The organism is Saccharopolyspora sp. (assembly GCF_017434145.1).
GTDB classification, from domain to species: Bacteria; Actinomycetota; Actinomycetes; order Mycobacteriales; family Pseudonocardiaceae; genus Saccharopolyspora_C; species Saccharopolyspora_C galaxeae.
Map to the genome: position 1 here is coordinate 1 of NZ_JAFRFW010000971.1, position 11,944 is coordinate 11,944.

10 protein-coding genes and 1 pseudogene are annotated in these 11,944 nt (G+C 70.5%); 7 read left to right on the plus strand and 4 right to left on the minus strand.

The genetic code is table 11. From position 1 onward, the window contains the following. Nucleotides 1-705 (minus strand): annotated as a pseudogene (locus IJH84_RS26300) (hypothetical protein); the annotation flags it as partial. 179 nt (nt 706-884) lie between these two features. Here IJH84_RS26300 and IJH84_RS26305 point away from each other — a divergent pair. Then, a complete protein-coding gene (locus IJH84_RS26305) occupies nt 885-1,445 on the plus strand; it encodes a TetR/AcrR family transcriptional regulator (protein WP_295150193.1) in 561 nt (186 codons plus the stop codon). Nucleotides 1,446-1,582: 137 nt separating this feature from the next. Then, entirely contained in the window at nt 1,583-3,664 is a 2,082-nt protein-coding gene (locus tag IJH84_RS26310; protein WP_295150196.1) for a tetratricopeptide repeat protein, read from the plus strand. Nucleotides 3,665-3,687: 23 nt separating this feature from the next. On the opposite strand, the gene IJH84_RS26315 is transcribed toward IJH84_RS26310, so the two are convergent. Together IJH84_RS26315 and IJH84_RS26320 are read right to left on the minus strand one after the other, a co-directional pair. Next, nucleotides 3,688-4,905, minus strand: coding sequence for a hypothetical protein (locus tag IJH84_RS26315; protein WP_295150201.1), 1,218 nt, complete (start codon nt 4,903-4,905; stop codon nt 3,688-3,690). Then, on the minus strand, nt 4,830-5,366 hold the full coding sequence (locus IJH84_RS26320) for a hypothetical protein (protein ID WP_295150203.1): 537 nt from the start codon (nt 5,364-5,366) through the stop codon (nt 4,830-4,832). Before IJH84_RS26320 ends, IJH84_RS26315 begins: the two co-directional genes overlap by 76 nt. Nucleotides 5,367-5,764: 398 nt before the next feature. Between IJH84_RS26320 and IJH84_RS26325 the strand changes: the two genes are divergently transcribed. Further along, the gene (locus tag IJH84_RS26325; RefSeq protein WP_295150205.1) at nt 5,765-6,865 is read left to right on the plus strand and encodes an alanine--glyoxylate aminotransferase family protein; all 1,101 of its coding nucleotides are present in this window, start codon (nt 5,765-5,767) and stop codon (nt 6,863-6,865) included. Nucleotides 6,866-6,984: 119 nt separating this feature from the next. Continuing rightward, entirely contained in the window at nt 6,985-7,773 is a 789-nt protein-coding gene (locus IJH84_RS26330; protein ID WP_295150208.1) for an SDR family oxidoreductase, read from the plus strand. A gap of 152 nt (nt 7,774-7,925) precedes the next feature. On the opposite strand, the gene IJH84_RS26335 is transcribed toward IJH84_RS26330, so the two are convergent. Beyond that, a complete protein-coding gene (locus IJH84_RS26335) occupies nt 7,926-9,146 on the minus strand; it encodes an MFS transporter (RefSeq protein WP_295150212.1) in 1,221 nt (406 codons plus the stop codon). A 311-nt stretch (nt 9,147-9,457) separates the two neighbouring features. Here IJH84_RS26335 and IJH84_RS26340 point away from each other — a divergent pair, with 311 nt between their 5' ends. The 3 genes from IJH84_RS26340 to IJH84_RS26350 form a co-directional block, all read left to right on the plus strand. Then, the gene (locus IJH84_RS26340; protein WP_367269101.1) at nt 9,458-10,789 is read left to right on the plus strand and encodes a TrkH family potassium uptake protein; all 1,332 of its coding nucleotides are present in this window, start codon (nt 9,458-9,460) and stop codon (nt 10,787-10,789) included. Next, a complete protein-coding gene (locus tag IJH84_RS26345; RefSeq protein ID WP_295150215.1) occupies nt 10,779-11,453 on the plus strand; it encodes a TrkA family potassium uptake protein in 675 nt (224 codons plus the stop codon). Before IJH84_RS26340 ends, IJH84_RS26345 begins: the two co-directional genes overlap by 11 nt. Before the next feature lie 32 nt (nt 11,454-11,485). Then, on the plus strand, nt 11,486-11,944 hold a 459-nt coding region (locus IJH84_RS26350), incomplete at its 3' end, for an amino acid permease (RefSeq protein WP_295150218.1).

Genomic DNA, 11,944 nt, shown 5'->3' on the forward strand with positions numbered 1-11,944 from the left:
CACCACGCAGCCGAGCAGCGCGATGCGGCGCTGTTTCCACAGCCTGAGCTGGTCGCGCACGGCGCTGCCGCCCCCGTGCTCGACGGGGCGCCGGGACACGGCGAACCCGGCGGGAATCGACGGGGCGGAGACGGCCACGATCCCCGCGCCCACCACGGCCGCGGCGAGCAAGTGCCACAACACATCGACGCCTGCGCGGGTGAACACCAGCCCGAGCACCGAGCCTGCGACGGTTCCGGCGCTGAAAGTGCCGTGCAGCTGCGGCATCAGCGGTCTGCCGGCGATCCGTTCGATCTCGGCGCCCTCGATGTTGGTGGCGATCTCGAACGAACCCATGCCGAGCCCGAACAGCAGCAGCCCGCCGAACGCGCCGGAGGGCAGCTGCAGCGCCGTGCTGCCGCCGAGCGTGGCGAGCCCGGTGACGACCAACGCGGCGCCACCGGTGATAACCGCCTTGGTGCCGAACCGCCGCACCAGCGCTCCGGCCGAGAGGATGCCGGTCATCGAACCCGCCGACAGCCCGAACAGCACCAGCCCCATTTGCGCGGTCGAGGCGTGCAACGACTCCCGGATCGCCGGGGTGCGGGTGACCCAGGACGCCAGCGATATCCCGACGAAGCAGAACACCGCCTGCAACGCGCGGCGGCGGGCTCCAGTGGACGAGCCGCAGGCGAGCTGCCCGGCGGGAGCGAAGTGGTCCGGCATGATTCCGTTCCGTGAGAACTGCGATTTCGCTGGCGAGGTCGGCCGATGTGTACGACCGTACGCTAGATGCGTACGATCGTACCTATAGGCTGTCGAGGTGATGTTCCCGTCCGCGGCGTCGCGTGCGACCGTGTTCGGCCACGGTGTGCGGCGAATCGGCGACGGAGGTGACCGAACCCATGGGCAGAGCCCGGCGCTTCGATCCGGATCGGCGCACGCGGATCATCGATGCGGCGCTGGCGACCATCGCCGAGGACGGCGTGGCGGGCACCTCGCACCGCAAGGTCGCCGCCCGCGCGGACGTCCCGCTGGGTTCGATGACCTACCACTTCGCCGACCGGGAGGAGTTGCTGCGGGCGGCCTTCTCCCGGTTCTGCGCCACGATCAGCGGCCGGTTCGAGGACCGGCTCACCGCCGCGCGCGGACCGGAGGAGGCGCGCGAGGCCGTCGTCGGCATCATCCACGAAGACGTCTTCGCCACCCGTGACGGCCTGGTGCTCACCCACGAGCTCTACGCGTTGGCCGCGCGCGAACCCGCCTACCGCGATCTGGTCGCGGACTGGATGAGCCACAGTCACAAAGCGCTGCGCAGGCACTTCGGTGCGCACGTCGCCAGGGAGATCGATGCGCTCATCGAAGGGCTCACGATCCACCGGTCCTTCGGGACCCGCGCCTACGATCGCGGACTCACCCGCGACGCCCTCCGCAGGATCACCTCGTCCCCGGAGGCTGCGGGCTGACGCCGGTTGTGACGCCTCGGCCCGGCGAAGCGCGCCGCGCGGGCTCTGCCGATCTCGTGGTCGTGATCTTCGCGGCGCGTTAGTCTGATGTCTTCGATCTTCGTAACGGCGATCTTCGGACGGCAGGGGGCTCGGCGGTGACCCGGAACGACTTCGAAGGCTCAGCGGACGCGGTGGTGCAGGCCGGGCACGTCGAGGGCGGGATCCACTTCTCGCTGCCGTCGCGGCCCGCGCCGCATCCGCCCAGGCAGATTCGCCCGCCGACGCGCAACTACACGAACAACGAGCGCCAGCTCCGCGAGATCACCGAGGCCGCGCGGTTCACCGGCGAGCCGGGCGGCGAAGCGCCGCGCTTGATCGTGCTCCGCGGTGCGGCCGGTGGCGGCAAGAGCGAGACCGCGTTCCAGTGGGCCGGCGAGCACCACGAGGATTTCCCGGACGGCCATTTCTACGCGCGGTTGTCCGGGGCGGCGGGGGAGTCCGGTTCGGAAAGCGAGTGCCTGCGCGATTTCCTCATCACGGTCGGCTACGCGGTGAACGAGATCCCGGAGACCTTGCAGGGGCGCGCGAACTACTTCCGGTCCTGGAGCACGGGCAAGCGCGTGGCGGTCGTCGTCGACGACGCCGTCACCGCCGCGCAGGTCCGCTGGTTGCTGCCGGGACTGGGGCGCTCGGTCGTGCTGGTCACCGAGGCAGGTCCGCTGGCGGCGCTGCGCGCGCGGGAGAAGCCCGCGTTCGTCGAACTCGATCCGATGAGCCCGGAGTCGGCGCGGCTGCTGCTGCGGCGGATCCTGGACGAGGACGATCCGCGGCCGCAACGGGAACCCGAGCAGCTCGACGCGCTCGTGCAGCGGTGCGAGGGATCGACGCTGGCGTTGTGCGTGGCGGGAGCGCTGCTGGCGCAGCGCCCGACGCGCCCGATCGACTGGCTCGTGCGCGAACTGTCCGATCAGGACCGCCGATTGGCCGTGCTGTCCCGCGATGAGTCCCTGTCGGTGAACGCGGTGCTGAACACGGCGGCCGATCGCCTCGACGAGCGAGCACGCCGGCTTTACACCGCGTTCGGCGACCATCCCGGTTCCGGTGACGTCAGCGTGGCCGCGCTCGTTGCGGTGCTGGAGGAACGCGAGGACGACGTCCGGGAGGGTTTGGACCGGCTGTTGGACGCGAGGCTGGTGCAGCAGAGCGCGCCGGATCGGTTCTTCGTGGACGGACTGGTGCGTGCCCACGCGCGCCGGTACCACAGCGATCCCGGGGCGTCCTCGCGGTTCGTCCAGTTCTATGTGGACGGTGCGATCCCGGCGGGCAACGCCGTCATGCCGCAGCGCGGATGGCTGCAGCGGATCTGGCCGGACCTCCGACTGGGCAGCGTGCCGCCGGACCCGGAGGCGTGGCTGGCGGCAGAGCGCGTCAACATCCGCGCAGTGGCCGAACTGTTGCGGGACGGCGGCGATGAGCGGGTGGGCCCGCTGGCGGTCGCGGTGTGGCCGTTCCACGAGCGGGCCAAGCACCTCGATGACATGGACGCGGTCAACGACTGCGCGGTCGCCGTCGAGGAAAGCCGGGATCACGACGCGAATCGGCTCGTGGCCGGACTCGCGCTGGTGCAACGCGGATTCGCCTTCCGCCACCGCGGTGAGCGCGACAAGGCCGCCGAAATGTTCGCCCGTGCCAACGAGATGGCGTCCGAACACGGCGAGCGCGACCTGGCGGCCACGGCCGTCGAATCGCTCGGGCTGGTCCGGCGGGAGCAAGGCGACCGCGCTGCGGCGCACGAGCTGCTGCTGCGGAATCTCGCCATGGCCCGGGAAATCGCCGACGCACGCCGCACGGCCCTGGCGAAGATGCATCTCGGGTCGGTGGAGTCGCCGGAAGCCGCCGTGGGGTTGCTGGACGAGGCGATCGAAGCGTTCCGGTCGCTGCCGCGCCCTGACCTGCACAACGAGCACAAATCGTTGCTGTGGCGAGGGATTCGGCGCGTGGAGTTGCAGCGTCCGGACGAAGCGCGCACCGATCTCACCGCAGCGTTGCGGCACATGACCGAGGAGAACCGGCACTTCGAGATCGCGCAGGCGCACGCCGCGCTCGCCCGGTGCGCCGTCGCCGCCGGCGCCGTGGAGGAGACGCGCGAGCACTTCACGCGCTCGGCGTCGATCTACCGCACCTGGGGCTTCTTGGACCAGGCCGAACAGGTGCAGGCGGAGCTGGACCGGAGCTGACCGCCCTTCCCGACCGGCGGGGGTCAGCTCGCTTCGACAGCTGCGGTCACGTTCCGGCCGCCGAGCCCGAAGGTCACCGTCGCGGGCATGTCGTGGACGCACTCGTCCGCAGCGACCCACGCGTGCAAGAACGCGGCGTAGGCAGGCGCCAGCTCGTCCGGGCCGGTGAATCGCACCTCCGCGACGTCGAGACCACCGACGACCCAGCGGCCCGCGGCATCCCTGGTCGCCGCCAGCACCGCCGTGGGACGCCGGGCGAGCGTGCCGCGGATCCATTGCCCCGGATCGGCGCAGCGGCCGTCGTCGAGCAGGATTTCGGCCCACTCCAGCCAACGCCGGGACGTTTCGGACGTGGTCGCCACGAGCACCGCCTCGGGCGGCAGCCGGGTCGCGTCCCGGAGTGATTCGGCCGGAAACCGGGTCACGACAGCGTGATCCCGGCTGTCACCGAATCCGAGGTGCACGATTTGGCCGATCGGCTCCGCATTCGCAACATCGGGTAGTGGTGCGGTGGTGGTCTCGGCCGGGAACGCAGGTTCGTCGAGTCCGAGCTGGCCGTACACGCTGGAGCGCAACAGCCGCGCCGATTCCCCGGGAACCGACGTGGTGTGCGCGGTGATGGACGAAAAGCGCTCCGGATCGTGCGCGGTGATCGCCGATTCGAGCTGAGCCGGCAGCTCGCCGTCCGGGTCGAGTCGCGGTGCGGTCCGCAGCAGCCGGGCGATCGGGGAGGCCGGGTCGACCGCTTCCACCGGAGCGGATGCCAGCAACACCGGAACGCCCAGCGCCGCTGCGTAGAACGTGACCGAACCGTGGTCGCCGATGGCGAGGTCCGCGGCGACGAGCGCGGCGCGCCAGCCTTCTTCCGGAGGCAGCACGGTGACACCGGCGCGCGTCCATTCGCCGGTCCAGTTCCGGACCTGCCACGGGGTGTGCGCGCACCAGATGTTCGGGTGCAGGGCCACGACGATGCGGTACTCGTCCAGCGGAAGCCGCCGCGCCAGCTGCGAGACCAGCGACGGAAAGCAGCCGTAGAGGGATTGCTCGCCCCAGGTCGAGGAGATCACGAGCACCCGCTGGTCCGGGTGCGCACCGAGGTGCCGCCGGTACGTCTCCCGCAGCGGACGGCTCGCCAGCATCCGGTCGAAGCACGGATCACCGGCGATCAGCGCGATGTCGACGGCCTGCTGGCAGTACTCGCGGAGCCGTTCTCGCTGCTCGGAGTGCGACAGGACCGCCACCGAGGGGATGAGCCTGCCGTCGTGCAGCAACGACGACTCGGAAAGACCGAAGACCGGCTCCGGGATCCGGGAACCGGGAACCGGGAACCGGGTTGCAATTTATTGTATCCCATGCCGTGCGGCAGAATGAGCAATGGGGCTTGCACATCGTGCAACGGCCCCCCGTAGCTCGCGGCGACCGCGAGGTCGAATTCGCGTTCCACCGCCGCCTGCCAGGTGATCGGCTCAATTCCCCGATCCCGCAGGAATTCCTCGGTCCCTTGGCTGAAGGCGCTGGTCCCGGTGCAGGTGAAGACGGTCTGCACCCGGGAATCGCGCGCCCACAGGCCGAGCACGTCGAACAGCCGGGTCGCCGCGGTCACCGTGTGCACCACCACGAGAACCGTGCGCACCTGCGGAACCGTTCGCCACGAACGCCCTTTCTCGCCCACCAGTACTTCGGCCCACGGCAGCGACCACATGACCGGCATCCTAACCGTCGCCGTTCACCGACTTCCCCGGTCGACGTGCGAGCCGCGCCGCACCGGGCAGCGAAAATGCAGCGGGAGCCGGGGTGTTCCCCGGCCGCCGACGGGCATGGTGACGACGCCGCCAAGCGTCCGGACATCGTGCTGTGGTCGCGGAACGAACTGACGGCCTTGTTGAACCGTCGTCCGTGGATCGCACGCGAATGCAAGCTCGCCCGCTGACCCGAACCGGTTGGGCGATCACCGTCAGCCGTAGTCGCTGCGCACATCGGTGAAAGGGCCGGTAGTGCGGCCGAGGTTCGCCGGCGGTCGCGGTGCCGACTCGCGCGGCGGCGTGCCGAGCGCCGACCACGCCTTGAGGTGCGGTGCAACGATTCACCTAGGGTGGCCGTATGGCACTCGTCGAACGTTCATTGCTCGGACCTGGACCCACGAACGCCTACCCGGAGGCGACTGCGGGCCTGGCGAGCCCGATGCTGGGGCACCTGGACCCCGAGTTCCTCGCGATGCTGGATGAGACGGGCAGCCGCCTGCGCGCGGTGTGGGGCACCGAGAACGCCCGGACGCTCCCGCTTTCCGGCACCGGCTCGATCGGCATGGAAGCCGCCTTCGTCAACTTCGTGCACCCGGGTGATGTCGTCGTGGTCGCGGTCAACGGCCTGTTCGGCGAGCGGATGTGCGACGTCGCCGCCCGCTACGGCGCCGAGGTCGTGCGCGTGGAGCACACCTGGGGCCGGCCGGTCGACATCGAGCGCGTGCTGGCCGCGCACCCCCGCCCGTCGATCGTCGCCGCCGTGCACGCCGAGACCTCCACGGGTGTGCGCAGCGACATCCGGGCGCTCGGGGCGGCACTGCGGGAGCGCGACGAGCGGACCCTGCTGCTGGCCGACTGCGTGACCTCCATCGGCGGCGAGCAGATCGAACTCGACGCGTGGAACGTGGACATCGCCTACGCGGGCACCCAGAAGTGCCTCGGCGTGCCGCCCGGGCTCGCCCCCTTCACGGTCTCCGAACGGGCCTGGCAGCGGCGGGTCGAGCGGCCGACGACCTGGTACCTGGACCTCGGCCTCATCGGCAACTACGTCACCGGCGGAGCGTCCGGCGGCCGCGCTTACCACCACACCGCGCCCACCGCGATGGTCGCGTCGCTGCACGCCGCGCTCGGGCGCGTCCTGGAGGAGGGGATGCCGGCGGTGGCCGAACGCCACCGCGAAGCCGGTGCGGCGCTGCAGAGCGGCCTGCAGGAGATGGGCCTGGAACTGTTCGCGGCCGAAGGGCATCGGCTGCACCAGCTCACCAGCGTGGTCGTGCCGGAGCAGGTGGACTCCGCCGACGTGCGCAAGCAGCTGCTCAACGATTACGGCATCGAGATCGGCGGCGGTGCGGGCGAGTACGCCAACACGGTGTGGCGCATCGGTCTGATGGGCCCCAACGCGGGCCCGGACCGCGTCGAGGTGCTGCTCGGGACGCTGCGCAAAGTCCTCGGTCGCTGATCCTCGACCGGCCCGCGGTCCGGCCGCCGGAAGGCCGGACCGCGGGTCATGCATCGTCGCGGGCGGAATGGCCGACCCCGGTGGGAGCGTTTCCGCCCGCGATGAAACAGGAGCGACCCATGCGCAACGGAAGGCCGCTGGCCCTGGTCACCGGCGCGTCCAACGGAATCGGCTACGAGCTCGCCGCGCTGTTCGCCCGGCGCGGGTTCGACCTGGTCGCCACCGGGCGCAGCGCCGGCATCGATGCCGCCGCCGAGGAGTTCCGGCGCCTCGGCGCCGGGGTCGAAGCCGTGCGGGCGGACCTGAGCGACCGGGCGGAAGTCGAGAAGGTCTGGCGAGCCGTCGCGGCGACCGACCGGCCGCTGGAGGCGGCCGCGATCAACGCGGGGGTCAGCATCGGCGGCGCCTTCCTCGACAACGACCTCGATCAGGAGCTGAACCTGATCGAGCTGAACGTCAGCTCGGTGGTGCAGCTGGCGAAGCGGGTCGCGACGGCCATGGCCGGGCAGCGCCGGGGCCGGATCTTGATCACGTCATCGGTGTCGGCCACGCTGCCGACGCCGTACGAAACCGTCTACGGACCTTCGCGCGCGTTCACCCGCATGTTCGCCCTCGGGCTCCGGGAAGAGCTGCGCGGCACCGGCGTCAGTGTCACCACCATGCTGCCCGGCGCGACGAACAGCGATTTCCACGCCCGCGCCGGGATGAACAACACCGCATTCGGCCCGAACGCAGGCAAGAACGACAAAACCGAGGTCGCCCGCCAAGGCTTCGACGCGCTGCTGGCGGGCAAGGCCGAGATAGTCGCGGGGGATGGCGCGACCAAGCGCGAAGCGCTGCTGAACCGCTTCCTGCCCGAACCCCTCAAAGCCGCGCGTCACGCGCGCAAGGCCAAGCCTCGCGACTGAGCCGGTCCGCCGGTCGGCGGCAGCGATGCGGCCCTCGTCGGCGGATCGTCGTCCGCCCGGGCGCGCGCGAATAGAGTTCTGGGCGCCACTGCGCCTCCCTCGGAGGCGAGTGGGCCTCCCTCGACGGCGAGGAGCGAAGGCTCGCGCAGGGCTCAGGTTTCCGCGCGGCCGCGGGTGTCCGGCGCGGTCAGCCACACGCCCAGTGCGAGCAACGCGGTCAACCCGGTGACCGCGAACGCCGCCTGGTACGACACCGCGTCGGCGAGGACCCCGGTGATCAGCGGCCCGAGGATCGCCCCGACGTCGGCGGCCATCTGGAACGCGGCCAGTACCGGTCCGCCCTTGTTCTTCGTGCCGATCAAGTCGGCCACGGCCGCGTTCTGCGCCGGGTTGAGCAGGCCCGCACCCACCCCGGCGACCAGTGAGGACGCCAAGAACATCGGTATCGAGGTGCTGAAACCCAGTGCCGCGGTGCCGACCGCGGTGACGGCGAGCCCGGTCAGCACCAGCGGTTTGCGCCCGCGGGTGTCGGACAGCCGTCCGGAAATCATGATCACCGCTGCGTTGCCCGCGGCGAACACCGACAGCGCCACGCCCGCCATGGACTGCGTGGAGTGCAGCACTTGGACCACGAACAGCGGGATCAGCGCGATTCGCACGCCGAGCACGGCCCACCCGGTGCTGAAGTTCGACAGCAGCGCGGCCCGGTAGCTGGGCATCCGCAGCGCATCGCCGACGGTCATCGCCGCAGCGTCGCCGGTGACCGGCGCGGCCAGCGTCGAGTTCCGCAGCAGCAGCCAGCCGACGAACGCGGCCAGGAACAGCGCGGCACCGTAGGTCAGGAACGGCAGGCGCAGCGAGAAGCCGACCATGACGCCGCCGACGATCGGCCCGGAGATGTTGCCCAGCAGGAAGCTCGTCGCCCACAGCCCGGAGGCCCGCCCGCGAAGGTGCGGCGGCGCCAGGCGGACCAGCAGCGCTACGGCCGAGACGGTGAACATCGTCGAGCCGATACCGCCGAGCGCGCGGAACAGCAGCAGCTGCCAGTACGACCCGGCGAACGCGCAGGCCGCGCTGCTCACTCCGACGATCGAGATGCCCAGGACGTAGATCCGCCGTTCCCCGAACAACGCCACCAGCCGCCCGCTGACCGGCGCGAACGCCAGCCGCATGAGCGCGAAGGCGCTGACGATGAACGAGGCCGCGGTCACGCCGACGTCGAAGGAGGTGGCGAAGGCGGGCAGCGCGGGGGACACGATGCCCATGCCCACCGCGACGATGAAGCTGCCGCACAGCAGCACCCAGATCTCGGCGGGCAACCGGGTTCCGGTGCCGGGGTCGCCGGACGTCCGCGTCGACGAAGCGCCGGACACCGTTCCTCCGATCGTTAGACGAGCAAACCGGCAGGAAAACTTGCCGCACGACGGACAAACAAGTCAACCGCGTTGCACGTGGATACAACGGCCCGGCGCCGGACCTACGAGATCTTCCGTCGTGGGTTCGGTCGGCTGCGCACGACTTCGTCACGTCGTGTTGGTGGTGGCCGCCGGGCCCGGTAGGTTCTCGCGCTTGTGGCCGGGAATGTGTGTGCTGGTGAGAGCCGGGGGCGGCGGTGCCGGTAGGAGCAACGGCGGTCCCCGGGCGGTCCGCGTGGTCGGCGCTGCGGCGCTCGGTCCGTTCGCGGCTGCCGGGCACCCGGCATCCGGCGCGCGTGGTCGCGATGGGTTTCGGTCTGGTGGTGCTGGTCGGCACGGTACTGCTGATGCTGCCTGCGGCCACCGAAACGGGCGAAGCCACGAGCTGGAGCACGGCGCTGTTCACCGCGACATCGGCGGTGTGCGTGACCGGGTTGTACGTGGTCGACACATCGGCGCACTGGTCGACCTTCGGTGAAGTCGTGCTCCTGGGCCTGATCCAGATCGGCGGCTTCGGCATCATGACCTTGGCCTCGTTGCTGGGGCTGCTGGTCACCCGCCGCCTCGGGCTGCGACTGCAACGCAGCGCGCAGACCGAGACCAAGAGCTTCGGGCTCGGTGAAGTGCGCCGCGTGATCTCCGGCGTGGTCGTGCTCAGCCTCGCCGTCGAAGCGCTGACCGCGCTGGTGCTGTTCGCCAGGTTCGCAGGCCACTACGGCGAATCGCTCGGGAACGCGGCTTATCTGGGCGTGTTCCACGCCGTTTCGGCGTTCAACAACGCCGGGTTCGCGTTGTTCTCGGACAGCCTGGTCCGGTATGCGACCGATGCGTGGGTGTGCCTGCCGATCGTGGCGGCGCTGGTGCTCGGCGGACTGGGTTTTCCCGTGCTGTTCGAGATCGTGCGCCACCTGCGGGGCCGGCAGCGCCGCTGGTCGTTGCACACCCGCATCACCTTGGGCGCGTACGCCGTGCTCGCGGTGCTGGGCACGGTCGCGGTCACCGCCATCGAGTGGGACAACCCGGACACGCTGGGGCAGTTCGGGGTGGGCGGCAAGATGCTCACGGGCTTCTTCCAGGGCATGAGTCCGCGCACCGCGGGATTCAACAGCGTGGACACGGGCGAACTGCAACCGGCCACGCTGCTGATCACCGACGTGCTGATGTTCATCGGCGGCGGGAGTGCAGGCACGGCGGGCGGGATCAAGGTGACCACGTTCGCGCTGCTGGCGTTCGTGATGCTCGCCGAAGTCCGCGGCGAGCCGAACGTGCACGTCCTCGGCCGCAAGCTGCCGCGCGAGGTGCACCGGCAAGCCCTGACGGTGGTCCTGGTCGGCGTCGGCCTTGTCTTCGCCGCCTGCCTGGCGCTGCTGGTGCTCACTCCGTTCTCGCTCGACGCGGTGCTGTTCGAGTCGGTCTCCGCGTTCAGCACCGTGGGGTTGTCGACCGGCATCACCGGCCAGCTGCCGACCGCCGGGCAGCTCATCCTGGTGGTGCTGATGTTCACCGGCCGCGTCGGGCCGATCACCTTGGCTTCCGCTCTCGCGCTGCGGGAACGCACCCGTCGCTACGACCTACCGGAGGAACGTCCCATTGTCGGCTAAGAACTCCCGCAGCAATCCCTCGCGCGTGGTCGTGATCGGGCTGGGCCGGTTCGGCGGTTCGCTGTCGGTCGAACTCATCGAACGGGGCACCGAGGTGCTCGCCCTGGACACCCGGCCGCACGTCGTGCAGCAGTTCTCCGATTCGGTCACGCACGCCGCCGTCGCGGACAGCACCGACCCGGAGGCGCTGCGGCAGCTCGACGTGCCCGACTTCGACCGCGCGGTCGTGGCCATCGGAGACGATCTGGAGGCCAGCATCCTGACGACCTCGCTGCTGGCCGACTTCGAGATCGGGCACATCTGGGCCAAGGCCGTGAGCCGCCAGCACGGGCGCATCCTCGAACGGGTCGGCGCGCACCACGTCGTGCTTCCCGAGCACGACATGGGTGAGCGGGTGGCGCACCTGGTGACCGGCCGGATGCTGGACTACATCGAGTTCGAAGACGACTACGCCATGGTCAAAACCCGCGCCCCCGCCATGGCCGCCGGGCACGCGCTGGGCGAGAGCAAGGTCCGCAGCAAGTACGGAGTGACCGTCGTCGCCATCAAGCGTCCCGGCGCGGATTTCACCTACGCCACCCAGGACACGAGGCTGTACGAGGGCGACATCCTCATCGTTTCCGGTCGGTCCCGCGACGTCGAACGCTTCGCCGACCTCACCTGATGGCGAACCCCTGATGGCGAAACGGAGCGCCGATGAGTTCCACACCGTCCGAAGCTGTCCTGCAGCGGCGATTGGGTGCGGTGGACGCGACGCTGATCGGGCTCGGCTCGATGCTCGGTGCCGGAGTGTTCGGCGCGTTCGCGCCCGCGGCCGCCGCGGCGGGTACCGGGCTGCTGCTTGCGTTGGGGATCGCCGGGTTGATCGCCTACTGCAACGCGGTCGCCTCCGCACAGCTCGCGGCGGTCTACCCGATGGCCGGGGGCACCTACGTCTACGGGCGTGAGCGGTTGGGGCACTGGTGGGGATTCCTCGCCGGCTGGGGATTCGTGATCGGTAAGACCGCGAGTTGCGCGGCGATGGCGCTGACGTTCGCCGCCTACGTCGCGCCCGGTCACGAGCGCGCTGCCGCCGCGGCTGCGGTCGTGCTGCTGGCGGCGGTGAACTACGCCGGGATCACCCGCACCGCGGCGCTGACCCGCGTGCTGCTGGCG